Source organism: Rhodospirillaceae bacterium (assembly GCA_002746255.1).
In the GTDB taxonomy this organism is placed as follows: domain Bacteria; phylum Pseudomonadota; class Alphaproteobacteria.
Genome location: NVWO01000003.1, coordinates 23,108 through 38,010 on the forward strand (window position 1 = coordinate 23,108; position 14,903 = coordinate 38,010).

Below are 14,903 nucleotides of genomic sequence, written 5' to 3' on the forward strand. Positions count from 1 at the left end.
GGATCGGATCGCGCCTTATGCCTAGTCTCAAGGATCTTCGCACCCGGATCACATCCGTCCAGTCAACGCAGAAAATCACGTCTGCGATGAAGATGGTGGCGGCGTCCAAGCTGCGCCGCGCCCAAGAGCAGGCCGAAGCGGGCCGGCCCTATGCCAACCGGATGGAACGCATGGTTGGTTCGCTTGCTGACAGCCTGCGCGCGTTCGAGGCAGCGCCGAAACTTCTCATCGGCACCGGCGACGACACGACGCATCTGCTGATCGTTGCAACCTCGGACCGGGGACTTTGCGGCGGGTTTAATTCCTCGATCGTACGTGCCGCGAAAGCGCGACTGCGTTCGCTTGCCGCCCACGGCAAGCAGGCAAAAATTATTTGCGTCGGGCGCAAGGGGCATCTGCAATTGCGGCGGGAATATGGCAGCATCATTCTTGCTGCGATCCCCGGCCCCAGCAAAGGGAACGTCACCTTTAAAAACGCGGAGGACATCACCAACCGCATCGTCGCCCTTTTCGAAGAAGGCGCGTTCGATGTCTGCACGGTGATCTATAACAAATTTATCTCGGCCATCTCCCAAGAGGTGACGGAACGTCAGCTTATTCCCTTCCCCGCCTCCGAAGAAGAAGACGGAAAGGCGGACGGCTTGGACGCAGTCTATGAATACGAGCCAGAAGAAGAATTGCTTCTTGCCCAGCTGTTGCCTGAAAATCTTGGGGTTCAGATCTATCGCGCCCTGCTTGAAAACGCGGCAAGCGAACAAGGCTCGAGAATGGCGGCCATGGACAACGCCACACGCAACGCAGGCGATTTGATCGACCAGTTGAAGCTTAGCTACAACCGGACGCGCCAAGCGTATATCACGAAGGAATTGATGGAAATCGTATCCGGCGCCGAGGCGCTCTAAGAGACGGTTCCGACGAAGGGCCGAGAGGAAGAAAGAACATGGCAGGACAAACCGGTAAAATTACACAAGTACTTGGCGCCGTCATTGACGTGCAGTTCGAAGGCGAATTGCCACGTATTTTGAACGCGCTTCATTGCGACAACCACGGCAACCTTCTGGTTCTGGAAGTTGCCCAGCATCTGGGTGAATCAACCGTCCGCACGATTGCAATGGATTCGGCGGAAGGGCTCGTTCGCGGTCAGAAAGTGACCGATACCGGAGAGCCGATCAGCATGCCAGTGGGACCGGAAACCCTCGGTCGCATCATGAATGTCATCGGCGACCCCATCGACGAGCGCGGCCCGATCAAGACGAAAAAGAGACTGCCGATTCACCGTTCTGCCCCAAGTTTTCAGGATCAGTCTACGGAAGCGGAAATTCTCATCACCGGCATCAAAGTCGTCGACCTGCTGGCCCCTTACGCGAAGGGCGGCAAGATCGGGCTGTTCGGCGGTGCCGGCGTTGGCAAGACCGTCATTATCATGGAGCTCATCAACAACATCGCGAAGGCCCATGGTGGCGTTTCCGTTTTTGCCGGCGTTGGCGAACGGACGCGTGAGGGGAACGATCTTTACCACGAGATGATCGAGTCCGGCGTTATCAAGCTGGACGGCGAGGGATCGAAGGCGGCGCTGGTTTATGGCCAGATGAACGAGCCTCCCGGCGCGCGCGCGCGTGTGGCCCTTTCCGGCCTGACGGTTGCGGAATATTTCCGCGACGAAGAGGGGCAGGACGTTCTTTTCTTCGTCGACAACATTTTCCGCTTTACCCAGGCTGGTTCCGAAGTCTCCGCCCTTCTTGGCCGCATTCCCAGCGCGGTTGGCTATCAGCCAACCCTTGCCACCGACATGGGCACGCTTCAGGAGCGCATCACGACGACGAAAAAAGGTTCCATCACGTCGGTTCAGGCGATCTATGTGCCAGCCGATGACTTGACGGACCCGGCGCCGGCAACGTCCTTTGCCCATCTTGATGCGACGACCGTGCTGTCGCGCCAGATCGCCGAGCTTGGCATCTATCCGGCGGTCGATCCTCTCGATTCGACCTCCCGCATGCTGGACCCGCGCATCGTCGGCGAGGAACATTACAAGGTCGCCCGTGACGTCCAGGTGGTGTTGCAGGCTTACAAATCGCTTCAGGACATCATCGCCATTCTCGGCATGGACGAGCTTTCAGAAGAAGACAAGCTCACCGTTGCGCGGGCCCGTAAAATTCAGCGGTTCCTGTCCCAACCCTTCTTCGTGGCGGAAATCTTCACCGGCAAGTCCGGCGTTTTCGTCTCCCTCGAAGAAACGATCAAGGGCTTCAAGGGCATCGTTGCCGGCGAATATGACGACCTGCCGGAGGCGGCTTTCTACATGGTCGGCACGATCGACGAAGCGATCGCGAAGGCGAAGGAGATGGCCGCGGAAGCGGCCTAGGGAGTGCATTCATGACCGACAAGGTCGCTTTCGAGCTCGTTTCCCCGGAAAAGCTTCTGATTTCCCGCAACGTCGATTTTGTCGTCGTCCCGGGCGAAGAGGGGGATTTCGCCGTGCTGCCGGGCCATGCGCCGCTACTTTCAGGCATGCGCGCCGGCATCATCGAAATTCATGAGGAAGGCAGCGAGAAAACAGGCCTTTTCATCACTGGCGGCTTCGCAGAGGCGACGCCGACGCGGTGCACGGTGCTGGCCAGGGACGTCACGCCCATGGCCGACATGGACCGCACGCAGATCGAACAGCGCCTCGCGAACGCAAAGGACGACCTTGGGCTTCACGCTGAAGACACGAACGCCCAGGGAGAACTTGCCGTCGCAGAGGCCATGTTGACGGCGATAAATTCCTGGGAAAAGGCCTAGCCGCCACCCGGCTTTGCCCACCAGAGCCGCCTGCCTCTTCCTTGGCAGAGCCATGCGCCCGATCTATACTTTTCAAAGCCTGAAAAAACGAGATGCCAGCATGTCCGCAAAATGGGCGCTTGACGATATTCCCTGGGAAAAATTTGACCCCGGCAAGGTGAACCCGGATCTGCTTCGCACCGTCAAAGCGGCCAGCCTTGTCGAACGAAATGCAGATGACTACGCCGTTTATCTCTGCAACGTCTTTCACGACGACCCGGAATTTCAGCAGGCAGTTCGCCATTGGGCTATTGAAGAATGCCAGCATGGCGAAGCGCTGCGCCGCTGGGCGGAAATGGCCGATTCCAGCTTTGATTTTGAGAAAAGTTTCCGCCGTTTTACCGAGGGCTTCCAGATTCCCCTCGAAGTTTCCCAGTCGGTTCGCGGCTCGCGCACCGGGGAATTGATCGCGCGCTGCGTGGTCGAGGTCGGAACCAGCGCAAATTATTCTGCCATTGCCGACGCATCGGACGAGCCGGTGCTGAAAAAAATCAGTCAAAACATCGCTGGCGACGAATTTCGGCATTACAAACTTTTCTACACGCATATGAAGCGTTATTGCGCGGTTGAACGTCCAAGCCTGCTTTTTCGTTTGCGCATTGCCTTTGGACGCATCCTTGAATCGGAAGATGACGAGCTGGCCTTTGCCTATTTCTGCGCCAATGACGAACCCGAACCCTATGAGCGCAAGAAAAGCAACGCCGCCTATATGCAACGCACCTATCGCTGTTTGGAACGGCGCCATTTGGAACGCGCAATTGCGATGACGATGAAGGCGGCAACGCTGCACCTGAACGCGCATGTGCTTCGCCTGCTTGCCCGGCTGGCCTACCGTTTCATGCGCTGGCGGGCGCAAAACGTCAGCACCTGACCCCGTTCCGTCCGTTACGTCTTTTCTGAAAATTCCCGCATGACGGGCGCAAATTCCGTCACCAGACCTTCGTACAGCCGGCGTTTGAAGGGAATGGCCAGATCGGGCAGCGTTTCAAAGGCGGCCCAGCGCCAATCCCGAAATTCCGGCTGTTCGCCATCGATGCAGATGTCGCAATCCTCTCCCAGAAACCGAAGAACGAACCATTTTTGTTGCTGGCCGCGATAGCTTCCTCCCCAGATTTTTCGAAGAAGCGTTTTGGGAAGGTCGTAAAAATACCAATCCCTGCTTGTGGCAATAATTTCCGCAGCGTTCGTACCCACTTCCTCTTGCAACTCGCGCAAGGCGGCTTCTTCCGGCGTCTCGCCGGGTTCGATCCCCCCTTGTGGCATTTGCCACGCGTCGCCCGGCATGTCGATGCGACTGCCGACAAAGACCCGACCGGCCGGATTTAAAAGCAGCATGCCGACGCCCAGCCGGTAGGGTTTTGCCTCAGGCTTAGCCGGGGCTTTCGCTTGTGTGCTCATTCTGGTTTTTTGGCTGGCTTTTTAGCCGGCTTTTTGGCCCCGACAAGCGCGCTGACCGGGGCCAGGACGAGGCCTTTTTTCTGCAGGGTCGGAATCCAGGCCGCAAGCCGTTCGAGGGTGACCGGATAGGGAAAAGCGATGCCGACCGCATAGCCCTGGCGGTGGGCGAGGATTTCAAGGGCTTCGAGTTCCCGGTCGATGGCAATTCTGGAAGCCTGGTTATCAAGAAAGCGGTTGTTTGCCACCCAGGGCAGCGCCAATTCATCGGCCACCTGTGGCACCAGGCTGCGCGCAGACGAGCGGCTGTCGAGAAAGAGAAGGCCCCGGCTTTTCAGCACCTTCAGAACAGGCTTTAACGCCTCCGCCGACGTCGTAAAACGCGAGCCCATGTAATTTGTCACGCCCACATAGCCGGCGACGCGCGAAAGCGTCCATTCAAGCCGGTCGAGATTGCGCGCCGGGCTCAGGCTTGTCAGCAGCGCCTGGGGACCGGGATCGTTTGCCGGATAGTTCAGCGGCTCCATGGGCAGGTTGAGCAGCGCCTCGTGACCCGCCACCCGCGAGAGCCGCATCCAATAAAGCAAATTCTCCGCATAGGGCGCAAAGGCAAGGGTGACCGTGCCGGGAAGATCCTGAATGGCACCTTCCGTCGCCGCATCGCTTAAACCCAGCCAGTTGACGACAATCGCAATCCGCGGGCGCGCATCCGTCTGATCGAAAGGCCGGGCATAGACTTGCCAGGGTTGGCGCCCATCGCTTGCGATCGTCGGCAAAGGCCCTTTTTGGCCTTCTTCGACAAGGTCGGGATCCGGTATCGGCGACAGGGATATATCGGTCGCCGGGCGCAAAGGCTCCGGCATCGCCGCTTCAACCTCGGGCGCTTCGGGCTCAGGCGTCACAGGCGCGGGCATTTCTTGTGCCGCGCTTTCCGGCGTAACCACTGCCGGTGGTATTGCCGGTGGTATTCTCAACAGGGGTGGCGGCAGCTTTACAGTGATGCCTGCCGAAATTTTATGTCGCTCCGATGCCGGCTGTTCTCCAACGACGAAAAGCCAGCCGATGCCGCCGCCAATCAGCAAAATCAGGATGGCCCAGCTTGTTGCAAGAAGACTCATACCGTTTTTGGTTTCTGTCGGTCGGTAACGCATCTTCTTTCCTGACTGTCGCAAGAGGGATCTCAGGAGGGCGGCCGTTGAAGCCAGTCTGAATAAAGGGAGACGCCCCGAATGAGATCAAGGGCGCGCAGCAATTGGTAATCTTTCAACGCCGCTTCCTTTTTTTCAGGCTTTTTCGTTTTCGGGCTCGCCTCTTCGTTCGTCAAGGCACCCCGCAAATTTTCCTCGCGCGAACGTTCAACGGCTTTCAGCTTTTCAAGCCGCGCCGGTTCGACAAGAATATCGGGATCGATCCCCTTCGCCTGAATGGAGCGCCCAGATGGCGTATAGTAACGCGCCGTCGTCAAGCGCATAGCGCCATATTTCCCAAGCGGGACAATGGTTTGCACGGACCCTTTGCCAAAGGAGCGGGTGCCGAGCACGATCGCCCGATGGTGATCCTGAAGCGCACCGGCAACGATTTCCGAAGCCGACGCCGAACCACCATTGATCAAAACAACAATCGGCAGACCGTCTACCAAATCACCAGAGCGCGCACTAAACCGTTGCACATCCTCCATCGATCGGCCGCGCGTCGAAACAATCTCGCCCTTCTCAAGAAACGCATCGGAAACGGCGATGGCCTGATCCAGAAGACCGCCGGGGTTGTTGCGAAGGTCCAGGACAAGGCCTTGCAGATTGCCGCCTTTCTCTTTTCGAAATTTTGCAATCGCTTTTTCGAGATTGCTTTCCGTCTGTTCGTTAAATGAACTGACGCGGACGTAACCGATATCGCCTTCCATTCGCGAACGAACGGATTTAATTTTAATTTTTGCGCGCGTAATGGTTACATCGATCCGATCGCTTCCCTCACGGCGAATGGTCAATTTGATTTTTTTGCCGACGTCGCCCCGCATTTGTTCAACCGCCTGTTGTAGCGTTAGCCCCATGACCGGCTGGTCATCAAGATGCGTGATGTAGTCGCCGGTCTGAATGCCCGCGCGATAGGCCGGCGTATCGTCAATCGGCGACACGACCTTTACGAAACCGTTTTCCATCGTGACTTCAATGCCAAGGCCGCCAAACTCACCACGGGTACGGACCTGCATGTCTTCGAAATCTTTCGGGTTGAGATAGCCGGAGTGGGGATCAAGGGAGATCAGCATGCCGTTGATGGCCGCCTCGATCAGTTCCTTGTCTTCCACCTCATCGACATAGCTCGTGCGGACACGCTCAAACACCTCGCCCAGCAGGCCTAGTTGGCGGTACGTCTCGTCAGAGTCTTTTTCTTTTGCCTCAAGCGTTACGGAAAACAGAAACGCCACCGCAACAGTAGCCACCAGAACAAAAATACGCATTATCCGCTAACCTTGTTTTTTCCTGCCGCCAGCCATGGCAGCGGGTCGATGGATTGGCCTTTACGACGCAGTTCGACGTAGAGAGCCGGGCTTCCATGTGCCGGGTGTCCCATGATCCCTACGGGCTCCCCGGCAAGCACCCATTGGCCCACGGCCCCGTCAATCCGGAATAATCCAGCCAGTAGAGTATGATAGCCCTCGCTGTGGCGGATGATCAAGAGCCGCCCATACCCACGAAAGAGGCCCGCGAAGACGATCTGGCCATCGAAAGGGGCAATAACCTGGGCAGATTTCCGGGTTTCGATCTGAATGCCCTTGCTGGACATGCCCAGCTCCGTTTGCTCGCCATACTGGCGAACAAGCCTCCCACGCGCCGGCAGGGGAAGCGTCCCGCGCGCAGCCCGGAAGGAGGGAATGGCTTCTATGGGCAGGGGCGAAAACGCCTCGGTTTTCCGCGCGCGTTCCAGCCGTGCCAGAAGTTCGCGAAGGTCTTTCGCCTGTTCGCCTAATTTACGCAGCCGTRCAATTTCCTTTTTGCTTTCCGCGCGCGTCCTCTTTTTCAGCGACTGCTTGCGTGCAAGCAACCGCCCAAGCTGTTTCCGTTCTTTCGAAAGGGCCTTTGTCTCTTGCRCCAGATCGTCCTGCCGGCGTCCGATTTCCGCGCGCAAGCTTGAGAAAATCGCAAGCTCGCGACGCAAAGCGCCGGCTTTCGATTCGATCCTCGGAATGGCATAACGAATAAGCTGAATGCTGCGAACGGTGTCGATGGAACGCGCCGGCAAGACAAGAACCGCTTCCTGCGGAACAAGCGCCAACCGTTCAAGGGCTGCAAAAACATTTCCGAATTGATTGTGCTTTTGTTGCAACGCGTGCCGTCGCTCGGAAAGTTTGGCCTCAAGCCCGCCAAGCCGGCTTTCAAGGGAAGAAACGTTTTCCTCGCGTTCCTGTGCATTGCGCGCCGCGGCGATCATTCCCTTGCGGATGGTTCGAATGTTTTTCGCGAGCGCGTCGGCTTTTTTCTCAAGCGTCGCTTTGCGGCCAAGACCTTCCTCCATGGCACGCTCAACATCGCGCAGCTTCTGCCCCGGACTTTCGCCCCGCGCCGGCAAGGCCAGGCCTAGCAAAATCAGGACGAGCAAGACAGCGCCAGCCCCCATGCGATATCGCCACATGCGGCTATGCCTTCGCAGAGGGCACCGATACGCCGGCGCGATTGGAAACAAGAAGCGAATGGCCGGTCATCTCCTTTGGTTGCGGCAACCCAAGCAATTCAAGCAGGGTTGGCGCGACGTCGGCAAGCGTGCCGTCGGCAAGCGACGCCTTGGGTCCGTTCACCATCACAATGGGAACGGGCCCCAGGGTATGGGCCGTGTGCGGTTCGCCGCTGATTCCATCTTCCATTTTCTCGACATTGCCATGGTCGGCGGTAATCAGAAGCACGCCGCCGGCCTGGACCAGGGCAGCCGCCAGCCGCCCAAGGCAGCCATCGAGCGTCTCTACCGCCGCAATTGCCGCCGCAAGTTTGCCCGTATGGCCAACCATGTCACCATTTGCGTAATTCACAACGACCAGATCAAACCGGGACGCATTGATCGCTTCAACCAGGCGGTTCGTCACCTCATGGGCCGACATTTCTGGTTGCAGATCGTAGGTGGCGACTTTTGGCGACGGCACCAGAATTCGCTCCTCGCCAGGAAAACATTTCTCGCGGCCACCGTTCAGGAAAAAGGTCACATGGGCGTATTTTTCCGTCTCGGCGATACGAAGCTGCGTTTTCCCGGCCGCCGCCACGACCTCGCCGAGAATTCCCTTCAGTTCCGTGTTTGGAAAAAGGACAGCGTGGAACGCGCTTAGATCTTTTGAATATTCCGTCAGGCCAATGGCCGGTATCTGCGGAACGCTTTGCTGGCGCTTGAAATGGTCAAAATCCGGATCGAGCAAGGCGGCGAATATCTGTCGAACGCGATCCGCCCGGAAATTCGCTATCAACACGCCATCGCCTTCGTGGATGCCCTCATGCCCTTTGATGGCGACCGGGCGAACAAATTCGTCGGTCACGCCTTTGGCATAGCTTTTTGCAATCGCGGCCACCGGATCAACGGCTGCCACGCCGTGACCTTCAGCAAGGACGCGGTAAGCCTTTTCCGTCCGCTCCCAACGGTTGTCGCGATCCATCGCGTAATAGCGCCCGCAAAGGGTGGCAACCCGAAAACCGGGCAACGCTCCGGCTTCCGCCAGAAAGGCTTCAAGATACGCCTTCGCGCTTTGCGGCGGCGTGTCGCGGCCATCGAGGAAGACGTGCAGCGCCACCTTCACGCCCGCTGCGGCAAGCGTTCGCACCAGAAAAAGAATCTGTGCCTGGTGGGAATGCACACCGCCCGGCGAAAGCAACCCCATCAGATGGCAGGTGCCACCACGTGCCAAAAGCCTGGCGATGAAGGCCTGAAGGTCGGCGTTTCCGGCAAGGCTGCCGTCCTTGATTGCCGCATCAATCCGGGGCAGGTTCTGGGGAACGACGCGCCCGGCACCCAAATTCATGTGGCCGACTTCCGAATTGCCCATCTGCCCGGCGGGCAGACCCACATGGCTTTCGGATGCCTGCAACAACCCATGGGGGCAGGCCGCCAGAAACCGGTCCCAGTTCGGCGTTTGGGCCATGGCAATCGCGTTCATCTCACGCGCCTCACGGTGGCCCCATCCGTCAAGGATGCAAAGCACGACAGGGCGGCGTTTTTTGGCTGTTGGCATGGCGATTGTGGTCATTCGGGTTGTATAGGGGAAATCCCGGGGCGGCGGTAGCCCGACGCCGGAAATGCGCCAGCAAGGCCGGTTCTTTTTACGCGCCGGCGCCGCGGTGATAGGGATGGCCCAGCAAAATCTGCTGGGCGCGGTAAAGCTGTTCGGCAAGCATGGTGCGCACAAGCAGATGGGGCCAGATCATCGGCCCCAGGGAGAGCACAAAATTCGCCCGCTCAAAGGCGGCGCGATCCAACCCATCGGCCCCACCGATCAGCAGGCAAAGGGCCTGGGTCCCTTCGTCCCGCCAATGGCAGAGCCTGTCCGCAAACCCCTCGCTGGAAAGCGGCGTGCCGCCTGCGTCCAGGGCAACAACAATGGCACCTGCCGGAACCAGGGAAAGAAGCTTTGCCGTTTCCATCGCCTTGCGCCGGGCCGGCGGCAATTTCGCTTTTATATCGACTTCTTCAAGGGTGATCGGCCAGGACATCCGTCTGGCATAGGTATCGAAAAGGCTGCCCTCGGGGCCTTGGCGCGCGCGCCCGACGGCGAGGATGTGAATGGCAAAGGCCATCCGGCGTCTCTTAAGACCCCGACCCGGTCACACCGGTGGCCTGTTCCGAATCCGACATCGGCAAATCCCATATTTTTTCGAGATTGTAAAAGTCGCGCACCTCAGGCCGGAAAAGGTGAACAATCGTGTCAAAGGCATCAAGCAGAACCCAATCTCCTTGCTGCAGGCCTTCGACCGGCACGGTTTCAAAGCCTTCCGCCTTCAGCTTCTCGACGATGTGCTGCGCCATGGCCCCGATCTGCCGGGAGGACTGACCGGTGGCGATCATCATGCGATCCGCGATGTTGGATTTTCCTTCAAGCTCGATGACAACAATATCTTCTGCCTTGTCGTCCTCAAGAGAGGCCCGAATGATTTCTCCTGCTTTCTCGGAAGAAATAGGTTTTTTTTTATTTAGTATGGCTTGCCTCCTGATCGCCCGGGGGGATGCCCCGCCCCAGACCGAAAAAATGTGGCCCCACGCCCGGAACCATGCCCGGCCCCACGACCGAAACCGTGCCCACGCAACCGCGTCGCAGACACAGGACTTTGCGCCGTCTTGAGGAAAACCCAGGCCGGAGGTTTCCGGTCCGCCAGGTTTTTCGCAAAACGCTCTGGAAGACAGGCCTTCCCGTAATGCCGCGACGCCACCCCGGTCGCCGCCGAAAAAGCATAAGAAGGTCGGCTGAAAACTGCAATGGGCACGGTTGCAAAAATTGCGCGCCAGTCCCGCCAGCGGGAAATCTGGGCCAGATTGTCCGCCCCCATCAACCAGACAAAGCGATAACCGGGAAAAACACGCCGCAGGGCACAAAGCGTATCAATCGTGTAGCGGGTTTCAAATTGCGCTTCGAGATCCGTCACCCGGATGCGGGGGTGCCGGGCAATGGCCCTGGCACCGGACACGCGTTCTGCCAACGACGCCATGCCTTTTTCCGGCTTCAATGGATTCTGCGGTGAAACAAGCCACCACACCTCATCGAGGGCCAGGGCCTGCATGGCAAGCAGGCTGATATGGCGGTGCCCATCATGGGCCGGGTTGAACGAACCACCAAGAAGCCCGACGCGCAAATTGGGGCGCCGAACCGATGCGATAAAAACGCCACTTTCATCTTGCACGTTCAGGGGCGCACCTGCCCATCGCCAAGGACGTGGTATTTATAGGTGGTCAATTGTTCGACACCAACGGGCCCCCGCGCGTGCAAGCGTCCCGTCGCAATGCCGATCTCGGCCCCCATGCCAAATTCGCCGCCATCGGCGAATTGCGTCGAGGTGTTCTGCATGACAATTGCGCTGTCCACGCGATCCAGAAATTTTGCCGCCGCAGCACGATCCTCGGTCACGATTGAATCCGTGTGCTGTGAACCATAATGATTGATGTGCGCAATCGCCGCATCCACGTCATCGACCACACGCACGGAAAGGATCGCGTCCAGATATTCCGTCGTCCAATCCGCTTCCGTCGCCACCAGGGCCGCCGGGTAAAGCGCGCGTGTTTTTTCGTCGCCGCGAATCGTGCAACCGGCCTTCGCCAGATCGTCCAGAATCGGCGGCAAAAACCGTTCCGCCACCGTCGCGTCGATCAAAAGCGTTTCCATCGCGCCGCAAATACCAGGGCGGCGCATCTTCGCATTCACCGCAATCGCGCGCGCCTTCGCCAGATCGGCACCGCGATCAATGAAGACGTGGCAAATGCCATCGAGATGCCGGAAGACAGGAATCCGGCTTTCCCGGACCACGCGTTCAATCAACGACTTGCCACCGCGCGGCACGATCACGTCAATCGTCTCGGTCATCCGAAGCATCTCGCCAACGGCGGCGCGGTCCCGGGTGGGCACAATCTGTATAGCCGCCGCCGGCAGATCGGCACGTTTTAAACCGTGCTGCAACGCTTTCAGGATGGCGATAGCCGAATGAAAACATTCGGACCCGGGGCGAAGAAGAATGGCGTTGCCCGCCTTCAGGCACAGGCCGGCGGCGTCCGCTGTAACATTCGGGCGCGCCTCAAAAATCACACCGATAACGCCAAGGGGAACGCGCACACGGCGAATGCGAAGACCGTTCGGACGCGTCCACTCCGCCAGCACGTCACCGATGGGATCGTCCAGGGCGGCAATCGCTTCAAGGCTGGCGGCCATGGCCTCGACACGGGATTCGTCGAGTTGCAACCGATCAAGAAAGGCCTTGGTGATTTCCGGCTGCTGTTTTGCTTCACCAACGTCTTGTTCGTTTGCCGAAAGGATTTCGGCGGCGTTTGCACGGATGGCGGCAGCGGCGGCAAGAAGCGCTGCGGTTTTCGCCTTTTCAGGCGCACGCGCCAAGGCGTCCGCCGCCTCGCGCGCGTCCCGGCCAAGGGCCGCCATGCGCGCCCTCAATTCATCTTCCGAATTTGATTTTGCTACGCTCAACGCGCCTGTCCTCCTGGTCTCAACGCAGCACGAGGTCGTCGCGATGGATCATTTCATCGCGTCCACGGTAGCCGAGAAGTGCCGCAATATCACGGCTTTTGTGCCCAAGAATGCGCGCCGCATCCACCATCGAATAGGCGATAAGCCCGCGCGCAATTTCTTCGCCATCGCTTCCCTGTACAATGACCGTATCGCCACGCGCAAAATTTCCTTCCACCCGGGTGACGCCAGCAGGCAGCAAGCTTTTGCCATCTTTTAGAGCCGCTGCCGCGCCCGCATCGACCGTGACATTTCCGCATGGACGAAGGCCGCCTTCGATCCATTGTTTGCGCGCCTGCTTTGGCCCCGCAGAGGGTAGAAACCAGGTGCATTTGGCACCCGCGTCCAGGGCCTGCAAGGGATGCAAACCGCGACCGTCAGCAATCACCATCCGGCAACCGGCCGCCATGGCAATGCGCGCGGCCTGCAATTTTGTCACCATGCCGCCCGTGCCGTAGGCCAGCGTCGTCGCGCCCGCCATCGCTTCGATCTCGGGCGTGATGTCACGCACCTCGTCCAAATGGCGCGCCTCGGCATGGCGTTTCGGGTCGGCGCTATAAAGGCCATCGATATCAGAAAGCAGAACCAGCGTATCGGCGCTGACCATCTGGGCAACGCGCGCCGCCAGGCGATCGTTGTCACCAAAACGAATTTCTTCCGTCGTCACCGTGTCGTTCTCGTTGATGACCGCAATCGCGCCAAGAACAAGCAGCGTGTTCAACGTCGTCCTGGCGTTCAGATAGCGCCGACGATCTTCGGTGTCTTCCAACGTCAGCAGCACCTGGGCAATGGGGATGCCGTGCGGTGCCAGCGCTTCCTGCCAGGCATGGGCAAGCCGCGCCTGCCCGGCGGCGGCAGCCGCCTGATATTCCTCCAGCCGAAGTTCCCCCCGTCCAAGGCCGAGCGGCGCGCGCCCAGCGGCAATCGCGCCCGACGAAACGATAAAAATCTCCCGGCCCTGTGCCTGCCACGTCGCAAGATCAGCGGCGATGGCATCAAGCCAGTCCTGACAAAGCCCGCCATCGTCTTTTGCCATAAGAAGGGCCGACCCGATCTTGACGACGATCCGCTTTCCTTTTTCCATGCCCTTGACGAGACGATGGGCGTGGGTTGCGGCTCTCATGGCGACCACGCTTCTTTCTGCCCGGAAGATGCCTCCGACACGGCACTGCGAACGTCAAAGAGAAGACGCGCCAGCACATCATCCACATGGGCCTTGGTGGCGGTTGAAAGTGCGTACACGTCTTTATCTGCCGCCTTCGCAAGCGCCTCGCACTGCCGGGTGATTTCTTCCGGCGTCAGCAAATCGCATTTGCTTAAAGCAACAACCTCCTTCTTGTCGGCCAGACCATGGCCATAACGCGTAAGTTCCTCCCGAATGGTCCGGTAGGCAAGGGCGACATCGTCCTGGGTGCCGTCGACCAGATGAAGCAGCACGCGGCAGCGCTCAATGTGACCAAGAAAACGATCGCCAAGGCCGACGCCTTCATGGGCCCCTTCGATCAAGCCCGGAATATCGGCCAGAACAAATTCCTCGCCCGCGGCATAGATGACGCCAAGCATGGGTTTCAGCGTCGTAAAGGGATAGGCCGCAATTTTTGGCCGCGCATGAGTCACGGTGGCAAGAAAGCTGGACTTTCCCGCGTTCGGCAGCCCGACAAGCCCGGCATCCGCCAAAAGTTTCAGGCGAATCCAGACCCATTTCTCTTGGTACACGCCGCCCGGCGTCGACTGACGCGGTGCCTGATTCGTCGAGGATTTAAAATGCACGTTGCCGCGACCGCCGCCGCCACCGGAAAGCAGCAGGCAGCGTTGTCCCACCTTCGTGAAATCGGCAATCAGCGTTTCGTTGTCTTCTTCGAAAATCTGGGTGCCGATGGGCAGCGCCATAACAATGTCTTTACCGCCTCGGCCCGTGCGTTCGTGCCCCGACCCGTTATGGCCCCCTTCGGCCTTGAAATGCTGCTTGTAGCGATAGTCGATCAGCGTGTTCAGGCCGGCCACGGCCTCGCCATAGACCGCGCCGCCGCGCCCGCCATCGCCGCCGTTGGGTCCGCCAAATTCGACGCATTTTTCACGGCGAAAACTGATACAGCCATCGCCGCCCTTGCCGCTTTGAAGATGAATTTTTGCCTGGTCGAGAAATCGCATCGCCGTTCTCTCTTTCCATGCGAAAAACGGGCATTAAAAAAGGGGAATGGTAACCCACTCCCCCGGTTATACCCATCCCGCGGGAAAGCCTAGCCAAGCGGGTCCACGGAAATGTAGGTGCGCTTGCCGCTGGCGTGGAAACGCACATGGCCTTCGCTGATGGCGAAAATCGTGTGGTCCTTGCCCATGCCGACATTCAGGCCAGGATGCACTTTTGTTCCACGCTGGCGAATAAGAATGTTGCCGGGAACCACAGCCTCGCCACCAAAGCGCTTGACGCCGAGACGGCGGCCCGCCGAATCGCGACCATTGCGCGAACTACCGCCTGCTTTTTTATGTGCCATGC

Annotated in this window: 16 protein-coding genes; 4 read left to right on the forward strand and 12 right to left on the reverse strand. The window is 58.9% G+C overall.

The annotated features are described in order from the left end of the window. The first annotated feature begins 17 nt into the window (after positions 1-17). From COA65_02970 to COA65_02985, 4 genes are all read left to right on the forward strand, one after another. A complete protein-coding gene (locus COA65_02970) occupies positions 18-902 on the forward strand; it encodes a F0F1 ATP synthase subunit gamma (GenBank protein PCJ60673.1) in 885 nt (294 codons plus the stop codon). Between the two features lie 38 nt (positions 903-940). Continuing rightward, the gene (gene atpD, locus COA65_02975) at positions 941-2,362 is read left to right on the forward strand and encodes a F0F1 ATP synthase subunit beta (GenBank protein ID PCJ60674.1); all 1,422 of its coding nucleotides are present in this window, start codon (positions 941-943) and stop codon (positions 2,360-2,362) included. Positions 2,363-2,373: 11 nt separating this feature from the next. After that, positions 2,374-2,781 (forward strand): ATP synthase F1 subunit epsilon, encoded by a 408-nt coding sequence (gene atpC / locus COA65_02980; GenBank protein ID PCJ60675.1) that lies wholly within the window; start codon positions 2,374-2,376, stop codon positions 2,779-2,781. 100 nt (positions 2,782-2,881) lie between these two features. After that, positions 2,882-3,691 (forward strand): rubrerythrin family protein, encoded by an 810-nt coding sequence (locus COA65_02985; protein PCJ60791.1) that lies wholly within the window; start codon positions 2,882-2,884, stop codon positions 3,689-3,691. Positions 3,692-3,705: 14 nt separating this feature from the next. Here COA65_02985 and COA65_02990 read toward each other — a convergent pair whose 3' ends face one another. From COA65_02990 to COA65_03045, 12 genes are all read right to left on the reverse strand, one after another. Beyond that, positions 3,706-4,218 (reverse strand): RNA pyrophosphohydrolase, encoded by a 513-nt coding sequence (locus tag COA65_02990; protein ID PCJ60676.1) that lies wholly within the window; start codon positions 4,216-4,218, stop codon positions 3,706-3,708. After that, the gene (locus COA65_02995; protein ID PCJ60677.1) at positions 4,215-5,366 is read right to left on the reverse strand and encodes a hypothetical protein; all 1,152 of its coding nucleotides are present in this window, start codon (positions 5,364-5,366) and stop codon (positions 4,215-4,217) included. The genes COA65_02990 and COA65_02995 overlap by 4 nt, the downstream gene beginning before the upstream one ends. Before the next feature lie 29 nt (positions 5,367-5,395). Continuing rightward, positions 5,396-6,670, reverse strand: coding sequence for a peptidase S41 (locus COA65_03000; protein ID PCJ60678.1), 1,275 nt, complete (start codon positions 6,668-6,670; stop codon positions 5,396-5,398). Further along, positions 6,670-7,842, reverse strand: coding sequence for a peptidase M23 (locus COA65_03005; GenBank protein ID PCJ60679.1), 1,173 nt, complete (start codon positions 7,840-7,842; stop codon positions 6,670-6,672). Before COA65_03005 ends, COA65_03000 begins: the two co-directional genes overlap by 1 nt. Positions 7,843-7,846: 4 nt before the next feature. Next, the gene (locus tag COA65_03010) at positions 7,847-9,418 is read right to left on the reverse strand and encodes a phosphoglycerate mutase (2,3-diphosphoglycerate-independent) (protein ID PCJ60792.1); all 1,572 of its coding nucleotides are present in this window, start codon (positions 9,416-9,418) and stop codon (positions 7,847-7,849) included. An 88-nt stretch (positions 9,419-9,506) separates the two neighbouring features. Beyond that, positions 9,507-9,980 (reverse strand): 23S rRNA (pseudouridine(1915)-N(3))-methyltransferase RlmH, encoded by a 474-nt coding sequence (locus tag COA65_03015; protein PCJ60680.1) that lies wholly within the window; start codon positions 9,978-9,980, stop codon positions 9,507-9,509. Between the two features lie 10 nt (positions 9,981-9,990). Next, a complete protein-coding gene (gene rsfS / locus COA65_03020; protein ID PCJ60793.1) occupies positions 9,991-10,332 on the reverse strand; it encodes a ribosome silencing factor in 342 nt (113 codons plus the stop codon). 41 nt (positions 10,333-10,373) lie between these two features. Next, positions 10,374-11,078 (reverse strand): nicotinic acid mononucleotide adenylyltransferase, encoded by a 705-nt coding sequence (locus COA65_03025; GenBank protein ID PCJ60681.1) that lies wholly within the window; start codon positions 11,076-11,078, stop codon positions 10,374-10,376. A gap of 2 nt (positions 11,079-11,080) precedes the next feature. Then, complete coding sequence (locus COA65_03030; protein ID PCJ60682.1) at positions 11,081-12,322, reverse strand: glutamate-5-semialdehyde dehydrogenase; 1,242 nt, start codon at positions 12,320-12,322, stop codon at positions 11,081-11,083. A 64-nt stretch (positions 12,323-12,386) separates the two neighbouring features. Continuing rightward, positions 12,387-13,490, reverse strand: coding sequence for a glutamate 5-kinase (locus COA65_03035; protein ID PCJ60794.1), 1,104 nt, complete (start codon positions 13,488-13,490; stop codon positions 12,387-12,389). Between the two features lie 35 nt (positions 13,491-13,525). After that, positions 13,526-14,557: a GTPase ObgE gene (gene obgE / locus COA65_03040; protein ID PCJ60683.1), complete on the reverse strand. Its 1,032-nt coding sequence runs from the start codon at positions 14,555-14,557 to the stop codon at positions 13,526-13,528. An 89-nt stretch (positions 14,558-14,646) separates the two neighbouring features. After that, complete coding sequence (locus COA65_03045; protein ID PCJ60684.1) at positions 14,647-14,901, reverse strand: 50S ribosomal protein L27; 255 nt, start codon at positions 14,899-14,901, stop codon at positions 14,647-14,649. Positions 14,902-14,903: the final 2 nt, after the last annotated feature.

Coding starts and splice junctions, on each gene's coding strand:
- COA65_03000 (PCJ60678.1), bottom strand. CDS start 6,670: ATGCGTATTTTTGTTCTGGTGGCTACTGTTGCGGTGGCGTTTCTGTTT.
- COA65_03045 (PCJ60684.1), bottom strand. CDS start 14,901: ATGGCACATAAAAAAGCAGGCGGTAGTTCGCGCAATGGTCGCGATTCG.
- COA65_03010 (PCJ60792.1), bottom strand. CDS start 9,418: ATGCCAACAGCCAAAAAACGCCGCCCTGTCGTGCTTTGCATCCTTGAC.
- COA65_02990 (PCJ60676.1), bottom strand. CDS start 4,218: ATGAGCACACAAGCGAAAGCCCCGGCTAAGCCTGAGGCAAAACCCTAC.
- atpC (PCJ60675.1), top strand. CDS start 2,374: ATGACCGACAAGGTCGCTTTCGAGCTCGTTTCCCCGGAAAAGCTTCTG.
- COA65_02970 (PCJ60673.1), top strand. CDS start 18: ATGCCTAGTCTCAAGGATCTTCGCACCCGGATCACATCCGTCCAGTCA.
- obgE (PCJ60683.1), bottom strand. CDS start 14,557: ATGCGATTTCTCGACCAGGCAAAAATTCATCTTCAAAGCGGCAAGGGC.
- COA65_02995 (PCJ60677.1), bottom strand. CDS start 5,366: ATGCGTTACCGACCGACAGAAACCAAAAACGGTATGAGTCTTCTTGCA.
- COA65_03015 (PCJ60680.1), bottom strand. CDS start 9,980: ATGGCCTTTGCCATTCACATCCTCGCCGTCGGGCGCGCGCGCCAAGGC.
- COA65_02985 (PCJ60791.1), top strand. CDS start 2,882: ATGTCCGCAAAATGGGCGCTTGACGATATTCCCTGGGAAAAATTTGAC.
- COA65_03030 (PCJ60682.1), bottom strand. CDS start 12,322: ATGGCGGCCCTTGGCCGGGACGCGCGCGAGGCGGCGGACGCCTTGGCG.
- COA65_03035 (PCJ60794.1), bottom strand. CDS start 13,490: ATGGAAAAAGGAAAGCGGATCGTCGTCAAGATCGGGTCGGCCCTTCTT.
- atpD (PCJ60674.1), top strand. CDS start 941: ATGGCAGGACAAACCGGTAAAATTACACAAGTACTTGGCGCCGTCATT.